Below are 16458 nucleotides of genomic sequence, written 5' to 3' on the forward strand. Positions count from 1 at the left end.
GCCAAGGCGAAAGTGAAGAATCCGAATCGTTGGTCTGGTGAGACCAGAAATTGGGATAAGATCGGAAGCGTAGAGCTAAATCCCGAAAGTAAAAAAGAAGCAGCTTAACAGCTCAGGCGACAACTACCTTGAAAAACGCCGCTTGTGATAACGCCTTAAAGCACCAGTGTCTGGCATCATCCGTGTTGGCATTGGCTGATTCGTATACAGCAAGGCAGGTATGCCCTTCCTCGCCCGCCTTACACCGTTCGCGTTACGCGGTTCACCATACCCCAAAGATGTTGCAGTCTGATACACTTTTCACAGCCCAATGCCTGCATTACAGCGTCATAAAAATCAACGCAGCTTGCCAACCTTCGCACTGAAATAGATACATGATCCAATAATTGCATTGCTCTTCCCTTTTTTCGCGTTGTATTCAAAAGCCGAGTAATCTGCGAATGTTCAATTACCCGGTAAAGCATTGCCAGATAACGGGACTGGAATCGGTGTATTATAAGGCGTAAGTGCAGCCGCCGCTCTGGCAGCGAGTAATGGCGCTACCAGTCCTTCAGCTTCAACCTGCCTCAACAAACCATCGCGGTTTGTCCAGCTAATCGTAACTATTACCTGCTTAGCTTGCACAGGCAACTGATGTGCACTATGGCCGGGTGAAAGCTGACTTGCTTTCACCCAGGTATCAGTTATGCCGTCGCCAGTGGTATCCACAAAATAGCGATCCTGGGCTTGCCAGTTGCGCTGAAACCCAATAGATACCGTACTTGATAGTGGGTGACTAAACGGGCCTGACGGCAGTGTGCCGCCTGTATTGGTTGCAATGCTAATAAAATCATCAGCGGGATTTCCTGCTGAACTCAGCCACTGAAACTGCGACAAATCATCCAGCTTCGCCTGTGCCAGGTACCAGGCATGCGTACGCATCACCCGCTCTTCATCCATTTTCCCCAAGTGCGCTTGCAGCGTTATCATGCCCGTACCACAGAGTGCAACCAAGGCAGTAGCAATTAACAATTCAATAAAAGAAAAGCCCCGCATTGTGTGTCCTTAAAAATCCCGCCAGCTACCCGGCACCATAGCAACGCGGGTAAAAGGTGGCAGCTGTAAGTTGCGTAAAGCGGCGGGTTCGTATACAACCCTTAAATCGGTGCTGGCAGTGTCAATCTGCTGATTAGATAACAACGCCCCCTCAATGGTGGTGCCACTCCCCATAATTAACTGGTAGGCGCCAGAGCCCGCAGGCAAGGACGCCCAAAACACCATGCCATGAATGCATGCACTGGCTTGTAGCGACAGATTACCGTTAACCACAACAAGCAATACGGGTTCATTTATACTTCCCAACGTTATACCGGGCGCAATCACACAATCACCGGTTATCCAGATCATTCCGGTTGACTGACTGGATAGTCCTGAACAATCAGCAGCGATAATACTTGCCTCTTGCTTCAGTGAAAGCGCCTGAGATGTAGTCAGATTAAATGCATACTGCCACAGGTCGGCAGGAAAGAGATTGTCGGCGTCGAGTATATCTGTGCCCTTGTTGCCCCCGCTGCTTAATAGATTGCCGTTGCAACCGGCGGCTGAAAAATTGGCGGGCAGACAGCTCGTTATGCTGCTCTGTGAAGACGACAATGTTGCCGATGTCCAAACCGATAACGGCATTCCCTGCCCTGCACCATTGATATTGGACCCGATAGTCAGTGAACTCCCGGTTGCACTGGCCTGAGATAATGCAGATGCCCCTCCGCCAATCATAACGGGTACCGGTGGAACACGAGCCAATATAGGATAAACAATTGCATCTGCCGATACGTTTGCCTGAGTAAGTCCGTCGGCACTCGTGCCAACCGACATCACCGCAACGCCGCGATAAGAAGACGAACCCGGTGTGATTGGAAAATCGGTTGTTAGCATTGCAAATTGGCTGCCAGATGTCAGCGTCTGATCTGAACCATCCGACACCCAGTCTGGCCTAACCTGTAAAGTAGCAAGCGCCTGATATAAGCCGGTACTGGCAGCGTTCATCGCCTGTTTTCTACTCTGCTCGTTATTTACAATCTGATTTTCCAGCGATTTAACTTTGGCAACATAACCGGTTACCAGCGTCGCCAGGATAAGTAGCAGCAGCGCACTGCTAAATAAGGCCATACCACGACAGGAAAAACCTGTTTGCTTGTTAGCCCACATGGTTCTTCACCAATACTGTAGTGTGATAGGTTTGCGACAGTGCTGGATTGGCTTTTAAGTAACCCGATAAGGTAATGGCGACATGCGTAACAGGCACGCCATTGAGAAGCTGGGTGACTGGCCGAAATTCAAGCGCGGTTACCTTCACCACATCGCTGTCGGTAACATCCTCCCAACCTTTTGCTTTGCAACTGGCACCGGCTTTACGAATTTCCACAGTGTTATTTTGCATCCGGTAGCCAAACTGTTCATTTGGCAACAGCGTATCGAGTAAGCCGTTACCATTTGCATCGTAGCGAAAGGTAACACACGAATTAGCTTGCTCTGCCCCGTAGGCATCGAATACCAGATGCTGACTAAACACCCCGTTAGCCGGCCCGTTTTGCATTAAATACAGGCTATCCCCGTTGTATCCGGCACGACGAATGTCAGCCTGAATTAACGCAAATACATTACCCAACTCCTCGTTCAAGCGGGCACTGTTGAGTAACCGGCTGTTTAGCGCCATAGAGCCAGCCACCATACTGGTTAATGCCAGTAAAACGCCGCTCCCTAAGCCCATAACGATCAGGAGTTCCATTAGTGCCATCCCGCTTAGCCAACGCCTATTCATCTGTGTTGCTTCCTGAATCTGTTATCCGTAGAAAACAGTGTGCATCAAGGCAACACCAGGAAACACTGGCCTCCTTATCAGTTTTTAATTCACCCTGTTTCAAAGAGCGTTATTTAATATAAGTAAGCTTGGCTTATCCCTTTAATTCCGCCTGTTATTTCTGCTTCGACAATTGCTTTTAATGGCCTGTTAATTGCTTTGATTCAGTGACGAATTAGGCGGGTCGCGACTTACTTGTTTGTTGCTGTGATAAGTTGCACCAACTTGCACGTTGGAAACACTAAATTTCACCATTTTAGTGCAAGTCGCGAATGTGATGACCAACACATAAATAACTAGAGGTCGTCGGCATTCATCGTTACGATGGAATTAATATGACAATTCATCTTCTCAGTCGGGATAAGCAGGACGAACTACTATGACCATAACGGTTGGCATTACGCACCACACGGAATATCACTACGACAAAGCCATTAATATGAGTCCACATGTGTTCAGGTTGCGCCCCGCACCGCACAGCCGAACCCCCATCCAAAGTTACTCGCTAAAAATTTATCCGGAAAACCATTTCATTAATTGGCAGCAGGATCCGTTTGGCAACTATCTGGCCCGTGTGGTTTTCCCCGAGAAAACAACGAAATTCTGGTTCACTGTTGATTTAGTCGCGCAAATGACGGTGATTAACCCGTTCGACTTTTTCCTCGAAAGCTACGCCGAAAAAATCCCGTTCGACTACGAAAAAAGACTCAAAGCAGACTTATTACCCTATCTCGAAGCGGAACCGGCGTCTGAGCAATTCCAACAGTTAATTGATAAAGTGCGTCCCAAAGAGCCGATTGCCACGGTGAATTTTCTGGTAGACGTGAACCGGGCCATTTTTGACATGGTGGCGTATGGTATTCGTTTAGAGCCAGGTGTTCAGTCGGTCGACGAAACCCTCAGCTTAAAATCGGGCTCGTGCCGCGATTCAGCCTGGTTACTGGTGCAGCTTTTCCGCCATTTAGGGTTGGCGGCCCGTTTTGTCTCCGGTTATTTAATCCAACTCAAGTCAGATGAAAAGTCACTCGATGGCCCTAGCGGCCCGGAAGAGGATTTCACTGATCTGCACGCCTGGTGTGAGGTTTATATTCCGGGTGCAGGCTGGATTGGGCTTGACCCCACATCAGGTTTGTTTGCTGGTGAGGGCCATATTCCTTTGGCTTGTACCCCAGAACCTTCATCTGCCGCACCGGTAACCGGTGCCGTAGACAAGTGCGAAAGCACGTTTGATTTTTATAACAAAGTAAAACGCATTCATGAAACACCTCGTGTAACCAAGCCTTATTCCGACGCTGAATGGGCTCAAATCAACCAGCTTGGCTTACAAGTCGATCAAGAGTTGGATGAATTGGGTATCGATTTAACCATGGGCGGCGAGCCGACGTTTATTTCGATAGACGATATGGAAAGCCCTCAGTGGAATACCGAGGCAGATGGCGAAGACAAACGTCAGTTAGCACACCAGTTATTTATAAAGATGCAGAATGCTTACACGGTAGGCGGATTCCGCCATTATGGGCAGGGGAAATGGTATCCCGGTGAGCCACTGCCGCGCTGGCAATATGCCTGCTACTGGCGCAAAGACTCAACTCCCATGTGGCACAATCAGACACTGCTGGCAGATTTAACTAAAGTGGGCTCCACCACGTTGGAACAAGGCGAACTGTTTGCCAAAACTCTAACCACTCAACTCGGCCTTTCGCCGGATGCGCTGAGTACCGCGTATGAAGATGTGCTTTATCACTTGTGGCAGGAAGGCAATTTACCGGTTGATCCGGATGCCAAAGTGCCTGAATTGCTTCACGCCATGACCCGTAAAGGTTTCTTAAAGAAATTAGAAAAAGGACTGGATAAGCCAGTTGGCTTTATATTGCCGATTCAGTGGGATTTCGCCTTCAATGGATGGCAGTCCTGTGTATGGCAATTCAGACGCGCTGCGTGTTTCCTGCTGCCAGGCGACTCCCCGATGGGTTATCGTCTGCCTTTAGCCAGTTTAGGCGCGCCAGGTGCATTACCCGATAGAGACCCCTGCGATATTCCCGCAACCTTCGCTACCGATACCCCTGCACAAAAGGGTTATGTGGGCAGCAACATGATTAAAACCGCTATGTGTATAGAGGTCCGTGATCATCAGTTACACATTTTCATGCCGCCACTTTCGCATTTTGAACACTATATGCAGTTACTCAGTGCCATCGAAGCCACTGCAGAAAAATGCCAGATCCCTGTGGTACTTGAAGGCTATACGCCACCCTACGATAGTCGCGTTGAAAAATTTGCGGTGACGCCTGATCCGGGTGTGATCGAGGTAAACGTGCATCCGGCTACCAGTTGGCCTGCGTTGGTTGAAAACACTACCCGCCTGTACGGACTGGCTCGCGAGTCGCGTCTGGGCACTGAAAAATTCATGTTAGACGGCCGCCATACGGGTACCGGCGGAGGCAACCACGTTACCATGGGTGGCCCCACGCCACCGCAAAGCCCATTCCTGCGTCGTCCGGACATTCTGCGCAGCTTTATTACCTACTGGCAGCATCACCCTGGCTTGTCGTATCTGTTCTCCAGTTTGTTTATCGGACCCACCAGCCAGGCGCCACGGGTAGACGAAGCGCGCGATGAAGTGCTTTACGAACTGGAAATCGCCTTTTCGCAAATGCCCTATGGTGAAGTACCACAGCCCTGGTTGGTTGACCGTTTACTGCGCCACCTGCTGACTGACCTGACCGGTAACACCCATCGCGCCGAATTCTGTATTGATAAATTGTACAATCCGGATTCCGCAACAGGTCGCTTAGGTCTGGTAGAATTCCGTGGCTTTGAAATGCCGCCGCATGCCCGAATGAGCCTGATGCAAATGTTGCTGTTGCGCACGCTGCTGGCCTGGTTCTGGCGGGAGCCTTATCATCGTCCATTGGTGCGCTGGGGCACAGAGCTGCATGACAAGTTCCTGTTACCACACCATGTAAAAGAAGATATTCGTCAGATTTGTGCCGATCTGCAACGACGTGGGTATCCGGTTAAGTTAGATTGGTTTGCTCCATTCTTTGAATTCCGCTTCCCTACCTGCGGACGTCGCGATATCGGCGATATTCATCTGGAACTGCGCAATGCCATAGAGCCCTGGCATGTATTGGGTGAAGAAGCCACTGGTGGCGGAACGTCCCGATTTGTTGATTCATCGCTGGAACGGGTGCAACTGCGCGTTACAAACATGCCCGAAACCCGCTATGTCATAACCTGTAACGGGCGTCGCGTGCCATTGCGTCACACGGGTGTTAGAGGCGAAGCAGTGGCAGGCATTCGGTTCCGTGCATGGCAGCCACCATCAGCCTTACACCCCACTATAGGTGTGCATGCGCCATTAGTATTTGATGTGTACGACACCTGGGCTGGACGGTCAATTGGTGGCTTTACCTATCACATTAGTCACCCTGGTGGTCGAAACTTCTCCACCTTCCCGGTCAATTCATTCGAAGCCGAAGGGCGTCGTATTGCACGATTCTGGGATCACGGTCATACTCCTGCAAAAGTAGATGCAGCTATGCCGGTTTGGTCAGCTGCCAGCACCTCGCATCGCATCACGGAACACGATGGACTATCCGATTTCGTTCTTCCTGCGGAAGAGCCAATCAATGCGGATTACCCCAATACGTTAGATTTGCGACGCAAGGCCACCTAATGTTGTGAACCTATGACCGAAATAAACAAACCCAACACACCGAGTTTACCCGCATGGCTATCCAGTTTTTTAGTGGATGGCCAATCCAGCGGCACAGTGCCCTCATCCATGACAGCCTTGTTTGAGCATCTGAGTAAACTGAACGGCGAAGACATTAGTCAGCGAGCGCAGGAAATCAGGCGCTTGCTGCGCAACGGCGGCTTTATTGAAGCCGGCGAAAGCCGACGTTTTCAGTTGGATCCCTTACCCTTTTTGCTAACCCAAATAGAATGGCAGAAATTAAATGACGGCATTATGCAGCGCGTTCGGCTGCTGCAATTTGTACTCAATGATTTGCAAGGCCCAAAAGAACTGATTAGCGGTGGATTTATATCGCCCTCGTATTTAATGCGCCATCCGCAATACCTGCGCGAATCCTTTAATCTGAGCGTAAAGAACCGCGGTTTGTGCTTGCTCGGTATGGATATTGGACGTGACGAACAAGGCAATTTATTCCTGTTAAATGACCATTGCCAATTCCCCCGAGGACTGGGCCTTTTGTTAGAAAACCGTATCGTTGCCCGGCGGGTAATGAGCGAAGAATTTGCCGAGTGCGGCGTTCAACGCATTGCGGGCTTTTTTCAGGAATTTCAGCAAACCGTTAATGAATACACCAAGCATTTACGCGATCCACGCGTTGTACTGCTAAGCAAAGGTCCTGAAGATCCTTACTATTCGGAATTAGCCTATCTGGCTACTTATCTGGGTTACACCCTGGTGCGCAGCGCAGACTTAACCGTGCGTAACGGCACCGTATGGCTAAAATCCCTGGATGGCCTGCACAAGGTAGATGTCATTATTCGCTGGATTGAAGACCGCTATCTGGATTCACTGGAGCAGTCTGATTTTTCTGAACACGGTATTCCCGGTCTGCTGCAGGCTGTGCGAGTGGGTTCAGTGCAACTGATCAATCCATTTGGCAACAGTATTCTGCAAATCCCGGCAGTAAAAAATAACTATGCGAATATCGCGCGCCAGTATTTTGGTGAAGAATTGATTCTGCAGGAGCCGGAAACGCTCTCACCTGCACAACTTGATCCAAGCCAGTGGGCAGGCTGCGAATTGCGCAGCTATGTAGACCCGTCGGTTAAATTGGATGGAGAAATCGATCGGGCCGATATTGCTTCACTGCTGCAAAGTGGCAGTTCCGACTATTACTTTTGGCGCAAAGTACCGCTTAGTCTGGCGCCATTCTGGCAACGCAAACAGCTAGTGGCGAAAAAGGTCATGTTGCGCTGTTATGCGTTAGTGACAGAACAAGGCGTGCACATTTTGCCCTCTGCCTTGTGTACTACCTTGTCCAGCGATCACAGTATGGGCAAAGTAACTATAAAGGATACCTGGATCCAGAGTCCTACCGGCCTCCCCAGCGATCTGCCAAGACTCCCGAAAACCATGCGCGTAGCGGGCGACATGGCATTGGTAGAAGGTCTCATTCCCAGTCGCACGGCTGAAAGTCTGTTTTGGCTTGGGAGTGCGTTGGAAAGAGCAGAGAGCGTTTGCCGTTTGGTGCGTCTGTTCATCGACCGCTTTACTGAGTTGTCGATGTATCCGGATGTACGTCATTTAGACTCGTTGCTGATGATGCGAGACGGGTTGGAAAAACACGCCATTATTTACCCTTACACCAGCATTGATACGTTACACATTGAGCCGTCTGAGAACAGTTATAAGCAGTTATCCCACCGGGTGCTGTATGACCAGACCATGGCGGGCAGTTTATGCACTACTCTGAGCAGCATCATTGGCAGTTCAACTCAGGTACGCGAGCTACTGTCTTACGATTCATTGCGTATCGTAGAGAATCTGGATACTGAATTACGCAAGCTGGAAAAGACCCATCCTTCATCTGCCACCCACTTATTGCAATCCAGTTTAGACCGCATCATGGGATTGCTAATGGCGTTTAACGGCTCGATTGTAGACACCATGTCCAACAGCAACGGGTCCTTTATGCTGGAAATTGGTCGTCGTGTTGAGCGCGCCATTCAATTGATCGCCATGCTGGAAACCCTATTGCAAAAAGAATTGCCAGAGGCGGAGCAACAAAGCGTGCTGGAAGCCCTGCTAATTGTGCAGGTGAGTTCAATCACTCACCGTCGTCGTTACCGCATGTATCAGAGTGTTAATACAGGGTTGGAACTGATATTACTGGACACCGAATATCCACGCTCGCTGGCGTATCAAATTGAACAATTACATAGCTTGTGCGGTCGCTTGCCAATTAAAACCCGCGCGGGTTTTGTTGAGCCAATCGAAAAAGCATTGCTCAATATCAAAATCACGTGTCACAAGTTGCATCAAAATGAATTGTCTGAGGCTACCGACGGTAAACGGGTGGCGCTCATCGAGTTATGTCAGGATTTGAAAGCACAGTTTAATGCATTCAAAGAAATCGTACAGACCCAATACTTCTCGCACACCAAGTCAGCGCAAAAACGCAATTGGAGCGCGGAGCGAGGTAAATAGTTTATGCGTTACAGTATTAAACATGTCACCACTTACCGCTACGCAGACAAAGTTAGTCTGAGTCAGAATCACGCCCGCCTGATTCCACAAACCAATGACTATCAGCGTTGCCTAACGCATCGCCTGGAAATCAGTCCGGACGCAGATTACACATCTGACTTTACTGACTATTTCAACAACCAGGTCACGGTGTTTGAAGTACCCAGCCTGCACGAAGAAATGATTGTTACCGCATACAGTGAAGTTGAAATTCTTGTCCGGCCGCAACAGCAGTTATTTGCCGCGCATGTGGCCTGGGAAAGCGTTCGCGATGCATTGCGCTCACCACAGGACAGTCAGCAAATTCATGCTGCTGAATTCAGCTTGCCCACGCGTCAGACCACCCCAACCGCTGAGATTCGCCAATACTGTTTGCAATCATTCAGCGAAGGACGGTCGATCATGGAGGCCTGCAACGACCTGATGCAGCGAATTTTTGATGACTTCACCTTTGACCCGGAATTCTCAACCGTCAATACGGCGGTTACCGATATATTTCAGCATCGGCGCGGCGTGTGTCAGGACTATGCACATTTTGCCCTTACCTGCCTGCGCAGTATCGGCTTAGCCGCCAGATATGTAAGTGGCTATATAGAAACCATTCCGCCCGAAGGTCAGGAAAAGCTAACTGGTGCAGATGCAACACACGCCTGGTTTGCGGTGTATATTCCGGGCTTGGGTTGGCTCGATTACGATCCAACTAACAACCTGATCCCGACCGATCAACATGTCACCTTAGCCACAGGCAGGGATTTCGCCGACATTACCCCTCTGAAAGGCATTATGTTTGGTGGTGGATCACATAGTCTGTCTGTAGCGGTAGACATGAATCGAATCGAAAATTAATAAAAATACCAACAGGAGTAACCAATGGTCTTGAATAGGATGCAATATGACACTAAGGGATTCTATGATGAACTCGTGGATGAAAATGGTACGCCGAGACCACACGGTAAGCAGCTCCTGGATTATCTCAACGGACTGAGTTTTGACGAAATATCATCAGCCCGTTCGGCTGCTGAATTAGCCATTAAACAAATGGGAATCACCTTTACCGTGTATGGCGAGGGCAGCTCGATCGACCGCGCCTGGCCATTCGACATCATTCCGCGCATCATTCCGAAAAAAGAATGGCTACAGGTAGAGGATGGCCTGATTCAACGTACTGAGGCGTTAAACCATTTCATTCACGACTTATACCACGATCAGAAAATCATCAAGGATGGTATTTTCCCGCGTGAATTACTGGAAAAGTCGGTTAACTTTCGCAAGCAATGCGTTGGCATAACACCTAAAAATAATATCTGGGCGCATATTTGCGGTTCAGATTTAGTGCGCAATGATGATGGCACTATATACGTGCTGGAAGATAACCTGCGCGTACCCTCTGGTGTGAGTTACATGCTGGAAAACCGCTCAGTAATTAAACGCGTTTTCCCGGAAGTATTTGAGAATATTGATATTCTGCCGGTGAATGATTACCCATCACAGTTATTCGATATGCTGGCCGCAATGTCGCCCAGACCTCAGGACAAACCCGAAGTGGTGGTACTGACCCCAGGCATATTCAACTCAGCGTATTTTGAACACTGCTATCTGGCTCAGGAAATGGGCTGCGAACTGGTAGAAGGTCGTGATCTGGTGGTGAATGATGACGATTGTGTGTACATGAAAACCATTAACGGTTTAACACGGGTAGATGTGATTTATCGTCGTATCGACGACATGTTTATGGATCCCGAAGTATTCCATAAAGACTCACAATTGGGTGTTCCCGGTATTATGCGCGCCTGGCGCGCCGGTAATGTGGCGCTGGTTAACGCTCCTGGTGCCGGTGTAGCCGATGACAAAGTGGTGTACACCTATGTACCTGAGATGATCAAATACTATCTGGGCGAAGAGATGAAGTTACCCAATGTGGAAACTTATCGCTGCTATGAGCCTTCGCAACTGGATTATGTCATCAAAAACATCGATAAACTGGTGGTTAAACCGGCCAACGAATCGGGTGGCTATGGGTTGCTGATCGGCCCTAAGTCCACCAAAAAACAACAACAGGAAACCATTGCACAGGTGAAAGCCGATCCCCGTAACTGGATTGCGCAACCCACATTAAGCCTGTCGACTGTACCAACCCTGATTGACGACAAAATTGAAGGACGTCACGTTGATTTACGCCCCTTTATTTTATCTTCAGGCACGTCTACCTATGTTACAACAGGCGGATTAACCCGGGTTGCCATGGTGAAAGGCTCATTGGTGGTAAATTCCTCACAAGGTGGTGGAAGTAAAGATACCTGGATCGTAGAGGAGGAAGCCTGAGATGCTGTCACGTGTAGCTGAAACACTTTATTGGACTGCCCGCTACGTAGAGCGGGCTGAAAACCTGGCGCGTCTGATCAACGTTAACAATTTACTGATGATGGATTTGCCACGCGGCGTGTCGCCTGGTTGGGCCCCCTTAATCGATATTATTGGACATCGTGAATCGTTCACGCAGTACTACTCTGATTATTCCGAGAAAAACGTACTGAAATACCTGACCGTGGATAGCCGTAACCCGTCTTCTATAGTTAATGCGTTAAAACTGGCCCGCGACAACACCCGTACCGTGCGCGAAGTGGTACCCAGACCAGTATGGGAAACCATCAACAATCTGTACCAAACGGCCAAAGAAAAACCCAATGATTTTCTGAGTAAACGCGACCGCTTTGCCAGCTTAACGCAGGTAATTGAAGGGATTCAGTTATTCTTTGGTGCGCTGGAATCCACCCTTAACCATGATGCGGGCTACGTATTTATTCGCTCAGGCTCCTTGCTTGAACGCGCAGACATGACATCGCGGATTATTGATGTGCGTTCCGCCGTACTGGGCTCATTAACCAATGACAGTCCTTACGAGAACTTGCAATGGATGAGCGTACTGCGTTCGTTAAGTGCCTACCAAATGTATCGCCAGCAAATGGGCGTGAAAGTGACTCCGCAGGACGTACTGGAATTTATGCTGCATAACCCGTACTTCCCGCGCTCGGTGTTATTCTGCCTGAATCAAATGCGCAGTTTGCTGATCACTATTCCAAACAGCCCAACTATGCTGGAGCGTATCGACCACAGCATTACAGAGCTGAACAAAGTGCAATCCTCCGATTTACAAGGTGCTGCCTTGCACAAATACATTGATGAACTGCAAATTGATTTAGCAGACATCCACAACCAATTTGCTGAACAGTATTTTCTGGTTTAATGGTAACGAAGCATCAGGCAACTGATGCTTCGCTGCTTTGACTTGTTATGTATTTTGCCTGGCACCTTTATAAATTTGAAAGCCAATACTGGAAATGCCGATAAGCTGCAAAACCAATATTACGCACTCTGCTACCATAAATACCAGAGCTGCAATGTCTCCAAACTGATAAATGATATAACCCATTAGACCCAAATGGAGCACAATGCTAATACCCCACATTATTGCTTTGGAACGTACTGGTTTACCTTTGCTCACGTGAATTAGCACGAGGGAGATTGCGTATACAATCAGAAAAATGAGTGACTTTACAAAAAGTGAGTCCTCAAAGGGATTATCTTCCCCGACAAATAGAATGCTAAAAAATAACGCCCCAATGAATAGATACGACGCTCCCGCCACGTTCACAATGTATTTCGCTAATCGATCTTCCATACTTGTATGCTTACTTTCTAAATAGGGGGCACAATCTCGTCGGACGAAGCTGCCATAGGTCCCAAATAATTAGTTATGTTTTTGCTTGATATTCGAAAAGCGCATCTAACGCTACCTCCCCTCTATGAGTCGGCACAATTTCAAAACAAATTAAATCGCTTTCCATTCCATGTTCACTCATCCAATTAGCTGGATGCTGCATATGTTCTATAGCAACTTCAAAACTTAATTCTTCTGATTTCGCTAATGCAATTTCATTGTGGGATAGCTTTCTGTATTCGTTTTTTTGAATTGAAATCAAACCCATTTCAAGTAGATGAATAATAGCATTCTCTGCTGTTTCGAATTTCTTTCCAACTGACTGACATCTGTCTTCGAAGTGCATATCAATAGCAACTTGCCTAAGTGAAGAATTGAAGTCAGTAAGTTCCACTAGGATGCTTTTTTCTACCTCATTTAGTTCAGAGAGATTAACTCTATCCATAATCCTACCCCCCCAAGAAGGGGCAATTACATGTGGGCTAAAATACGGAGCGAAGCGACGGGAGCCCACATGTAATTGTCCCGTTTACTTGGCTTGTTATGCATTACTTGATTTAGTTAAGTTACCAATAAACTCTTTGACGGCTTCTATTTGATGCTTTCCATAATCAAAATCTTTTAATCTAATATCAGCATCTGACAAATAATGCGAAACGATTTCTGGTAATTCTATTTGATTACTTGCAGCGAAGTTTTCAGCCTCGTTTGCTTTAGCGTACCAAATGCTCAAGTCTTGATTCCGCTCAATCGACCAAGAAAGTAAACCTTCCAACATACCTGCCAACACTAATTCCATTTATATTTCTCGAAATGCATAACAACTTATTAGAAAGAATTCACAGTAATCTGCGTTCTTACTCATCCTTGAACTCGCTACATAATTTATTGATAACAATACCTTAATCTGATTAAGCGCTGGTTGCCAATGAATTATTGAGGTTGCGCTAAAATGGGGTGTTTACGGCTCACAAGGCTTTTATGGGAGATCCCTGATATCACTTCGTGATTCAGGGATGACGCAGAGAAACACCTGACATCGCTTCGTAATTCTGGGATGACGGAAGAAGCATGAAACTCCATTACGCTCCAATCGTAATACTGGCCCTATTAACGGTTTTTGCCATCCTGTACCAAAGGGCGTTGGTCTGCCCTGCGTGTTTTAGTAGCCTGAATATCCGGTAATCAGGGATAGGTGAAAAAGCACCATGAATCACAGCAAAATGATGGGATTTACCTTACTGGAATTAATGATTGGATTGGCAATTGTGGGCATTTTGAGTGCGGTGGCAATGCCAGTGTATCAGGAGCAACTGCGAAAGGTGCGTCGCGACGCCGTAAAAATGCAATTGTTGAGTTTACATATCGATCAGCAAGCGTACCGACTGCAAAACCCGAGTTTTGCGAGCGGGCAAGCACTAGGCCTGCCGAATTCAGATCATTATCAGTTTTCGATTGCCAATGTGACGTCACAAACGTTTTTGCTCACAGCAAAGGCTACAGGCACGCAAAAGCAAGACAAAGGCTGCGCCAGCCTCACCATTGACCAATCGATGTTCAGGCAGCCAGAAGCGTGCTGGTGAGGCTATGAATACGTTTCGGCAGGGGTATGAGGATAGTAGGTTAGCTAACTAGCTAACCTGCTTAATACGCAGTTCTTTAGGTACCGCGAATTCAATATTTTCTTCGCGGCCCGGGCGTTCTGACGATGTAACCGCACCCCAGTCTAATAAACGCTGAATGACGCGCTTCACCAGTACTTCAGGCGCAGACGCTCCAGCAGTAACACCGATGTGTTCAACACCGTCCAGCCACTCTTTTTGAATACAGGCTTCATCTGCGATGAGATAGGCTTTTGCACCAATTTTCTCGGCCAGTTCGCGCAGTCGGTTGGAATTTGAGCTGTTTTGCGCCCCTACAACCAGCAACACCTGACAATCCTGTGCCAGTTCACGCACCGCATCCTGGCGATTCTGTGTGGCATAGCAAATATCGTCTTTGCGCGGGCCTTCAATTTTCGGAAAACGTGCACGCAGTGCATCTATCACGTCGGCGGTGTCATCAACCGACAAGGTAGTTTGGCTGCAATAGTAAAGCGCATTGGGATTCTTCACTTCCAGCGTGTCTACATCGGCTACCGATTCAACCAGATATATCCCGCCTTTGGGGTTGTCGTACTGCCCCATAGTGCCTTCAACCTCGGGATGACCAGCATGGCCAATTAACACGCATTCAGTGCCGCGCTTACTGGCACGGGTAACTTCCAGATGCACTTTGGTTACCAGCGGACAGGTAGCGTCGAATACCTTTAAGCCACGGCGCTCTGCTTCCTGGCGCACTGCCTGAGATACGCCGTGCGCAGAAAAGATCACAATATTGTCGTCGGGCACTTCGGTAAGTTCATCAACGAAAATCGCACCGCGCTCTTTCAATCCATCTACTACAAAGCGGTTGTGTACCACCTCGTGACGCACGTAAATTGGCGGCTGAAAGATTTCCAGCGCGCGTTCAACAATGGTAATGGCCCGGTCAACACCGGCACAAAAACCACGCGGATTGGCTAAATGAATTTGCATACCACAGTGCTCCCTGGCCTATGCGTTGATCACGTCGATGATTTCAACATCAAATACCACGGTTTGTCCAGCCAGAGGATGGTTAAAATCCACGGTAACCGAATCCCCCGCCACGCTGCGCACGATCCCTGGCACTTCACTGCCGTCAGGTTGTGCAAAAGCAATGATGGTGCCCGGTTCAATATTCATATCACTGCTGAACCGGCTGCGATCCATATGGTGAATATTGTCGGGATTGGATTGTCCAAACGCATCGTCCGGGCCTAACTCGAAAGACTTCTTATCGCCGGTTTTTAATCCCAGTAAACAGGCTTCAAAATTAGGCGTTAAACTGCCATCGCCCATAACCAGCTTTGCAGGTTTTTTATTTACCCGCGTGCTATCAGCGGCGGAGCCGTCGGATAATTTCAGGTCGAAATGCATAATAACCTGACTGTTTTGGCCAATGACCGGAAAGGCTTGTTCGCTCACGGTTTATTTCTCACTTGCAGATTGGGTTGTCGTATCGCTGGTGCTGTCGGACTTATTGGTTAACATGTCCCAAATAAGTAGCGCGGCACCAACGAAGATGGCGCTGTCGGCTAAATTAAACGCCGGCCAGTGCCAATCATTTACGTAAAAATCCAGAAAATCGATGACATAACCGTGTGCGATACGGTCGTAAACATTACCAATGGCGCCACCCAGAATGAAACTAAAGGCCACCGGCAGCAACTTCTGTTGCTTAGGTGTTTGCTTAAGCCACCACAGGATCACAACGCTCACAGCGATGGCAATTGCCGTGAAAAACCAGCGTTGCCAGCCACCAGCGCCATGTAAAAAGCTGAACGCTGCGCCGTAATTGTGTACATAGGTAAAGTTGAAAAACGGCGCCAACTGAATGGATTCATACAAATCCATGGTGGCCATTACTTCATACTTACTCCACAAATCCAGCGCAATCGTTACAACACTGATCCATAAAAAACGCAGCCCGGTCTGGCTTACCACATTAAGCATAGTGACGTACTTCTCCGTCGCCATCTACGTTGGTTACACAGCGTCCACACAGTTCTTCGTGTCCTGCGTGAGTACCCACGTCTTCACGGTGATGCCAGCA

Annotated in this window: 16 protein-coding genes; 6 read left to right on the forward strand and 10 right to left on the reverse strand. The window is 48.3% G+C overall.

Going from position 1 to position 16458, the window contains the following annotated elements:
- Positions 1 to 444 precede the first annotated feature (444 nt).
- The 3 genes from ACLR2L_RS12410 to ACLR2L_RS12420 are packed head-to-tail and all read right to left on the reverse strand — an operon-like array spanning position 445 to position 2767.
- Complete coding sequence (locus tag ACLR2L_RS12410; RefSeq protein WP_413368520.1) at positions 445 to 1035, reverse strand: type IV pilus modification PilV family protein; 591 nt, start codon at positions 1033 to 1035, stop codon at positions 445 to 447.
- 9 nt (positions 1036 to 1044) lie between these two features.
- The gene (locus tag ACLR2L_RS12415) at positions 1045 to 2187 is read right to left on the reverse strand and encodes a hypothetical protein (protein ID WP_413368521.1); all 1143 of its coding nucleotides are present in this window, start codon (positions 2185 to 2187) and stop codon (positions 1045 to 1047) included.
- Positions 2177 to 2767, reverse strand: a complete 591-nt coding sequence (locus tag ACLR2L_RS12420) for a hypothetical protein (protein ID WP_413368522.1) — start codon at positions 2765 to 2767, stop codon at positions 2177 to 2179. Before ACLR2L_RS12420 ends, ACLR2L_RS12415 begins: the two co-directional genes overlap by 11 nt.
- Before the next feature lie 451 nt (positions 2768 to 3218).
- Between ACLR2L_RS12420 and ACLR2L_RS12425 the strand changes: the two genes are divergently transcribed.
- The 5 genes from ACLR2L_RS12425 to ACLR2L_RS12445 are packed head-to-tail and all read left to right on the forward strand — an operon-like array spanning position 3219 to position 12309.
- Positions 3219 to 6518 carry a DUF2126 domain-containing protein gene (locus ACLR2L_RS12425; RefSeq protein ID WP_413368523.1) on the forward strand — a complete coding sequence of 1100 codons (3300 nt, stop codon included), beginning with the start codon at positions 3219 to 3221 and terminating at the stop codon, positions 6516 to 6518.
- Positions 6519 to 6530: 12 nt separating this feature from the next.
- A complete protein-coding gene (locus tag ACLR2L_RS12430; protein ID WP_413368524.1) occupies positions 6531 to 9026 on the forward strand; it encodes a circularly permuted type 2 ATP-grasp protein in 2496 nt (831 codons plus the stop codon).
- A 3-nt stretch (positions 9027 to 9029) separates the two neighbouring features.
- The gene (locus tag ACLR2L_RS12435) at positions 9030 to 9911 is read left to right on the forward strand and encodes a transglutaminase family protein (RefSeq protein WP_140959702.1); all 882 of its coding nucleotides are present in this window, start codon (positions 9030 to 9032) and stop codon (positions 9909 to 9911) included.
- Between the two features lie 24 nt (positions 9912 to 9935).
- Positions 9936 to 11387 carry a circularly permuted type 2 ATP-grasp protein gene (locus tag ACLR2L_RS12440; protein ID WP_140959704.1) on the forward strand — a complete coding sequence of 484 codons (1452 nt, stop codon included), beginning with the start codon at positions 9936 to 9938 and terminating at the stop codon, positions 11385 to 11387.
- A 1-nt stretch (position 11388) separates the two neighbouring features.
- Entirely contained in the window at positions 11389 to 12309 is a 921-nt protein-coding gene (locus tag ACLR2L_RS12445) for an alpha-E domain-containing protein (protein WP_413368525.1), read from the forward strand.
- Positions 12310 to 12354: 45 nt separating this feature from the next.
- Here ACLR2L_RS12445 and ACLR2L_RS12450 read toward each other — a convergent pair whose 3' ends face one another.
- The 3 genes from ACLR2L_RS12450 to ACLR2L_RS12460 all read right to left on the reverse strand — a co-directional run bounded on the left by ACLR2L_RS12450 (position 12355) and on the right by ACLR2L_RS12460 (position 13582).
- Positions 12355 to 12744: a hypothetical protein gene (locus ACLR2L_RS12450; protein ID WP_413368526.1), complete on the reverse strand. Its 390-nt coding sequence runs from the start codon at positions 12742 to 12744 to the stop codon at positions 12355 to 12357.
- A gap of 73 nt (positions 12745 to 12817) precedes the next feature.
- Entirely contained in the window at positions 12818 to 13228 is a 411-nt protein-coding gene (locus tag ACLR2L_RS12455) for a hypothetical protein (RefSeq protein ID WP_413368527.1), read from the reverse strand.
- A 96-nt stretch (positions 13229 to 13324) separates the two neighbouring features.
- Positions 13325 to 13582 carry a hypothetical protein gene (locus ACLR2L_RS12460; RefSeq protein ID WP_413368528.1) on the reverse strand — a complete coding sequence of 86 codons (258 nt, stop codon included), beginning with the start codon at positions 13580 to 13582 and terminating at the stop codon, positions 13325 to 13327.
- A 409-nt stretch (positions 13583 to 13991) separates the two neighbouring features.
- Between ACLR2L_RS12460 and ACLR2L_RS12465 the strand changes: the two genes are divergently transcribed.
- Complete coding sequence (locus ACLR2L_RS12465) at positions 13992 to 14366, forward strand: type IV pilin protein (protein ID WP_413368529.1); 375 nt, start codon at positions 13992 to 13994, stop codon at positions 14364 to 14366.
- 48 nt (positions 14367 to 14414) lie between these two features.
- Here ACLR2L_RS12465 and ispH read toward each other — a convergent pair whose 3' ends face one another.
- From ispH to ACLR2L_RS12485, 4 genes are all read right to left on the reverse strand, one after another.
- Entirely contained in the window at positions 14415 to 15359 is a 945-nt protein-coding gene (gene ispH, locus ACLR2L_RS12470) for a 4-hydroxy-3-methylbut-2-enyl diphosphate reductase (RefSeq protein WP_413368530.1), read from the reverse strand.
- An 18-nt stretch (positions 15360 to 15377) separates the two neighbouring features.
- Complete coding sequence (gene fkpB, locus ACLR2L_RS12475; protein WP_413368531.1) at positions 15378 to 15830, reverse strand: FKBP-type peptidyl-prolyl cis-trans isomerase; 453 nt, start codon at positions 15828 to 15830, stop codon at positions 15378 to 15380.
- Positions 15831 to 15833: 3 nt separating this feature from the next.
- Complete coding sequence (gene lspA, locus ACLR2L_RS12480) at positions 15834 to 16358, reverse strand: signal peptidase II (RefSeq protein WP_413368532.1); 525 nt, start codon at positions 16356 to 16358, stop codon at positions 15834 to 15836.
- On the reverse strand, positions 16351 to 16458 hold a 108-nt coding region (locus tag ACLR2L_RS12485), incomplete at its 5' end, for a zinc finger domain-containing protein (RefSeq protein WP_413368533.1). The genes ACLR2L_RS12485 and lspA, both read right to left, overlap by 8 nt.

Origin of the sequence: Alteromonas sp. AMM-1, assembly GCF_047290655.1 — a bacterium.
GTDB lineage: Bacteria > Pseudomonadota > Gammaproteobacteria > Enterobacterales > Alteromonadaceae > Alteromonas > Alteromonas mangrovi.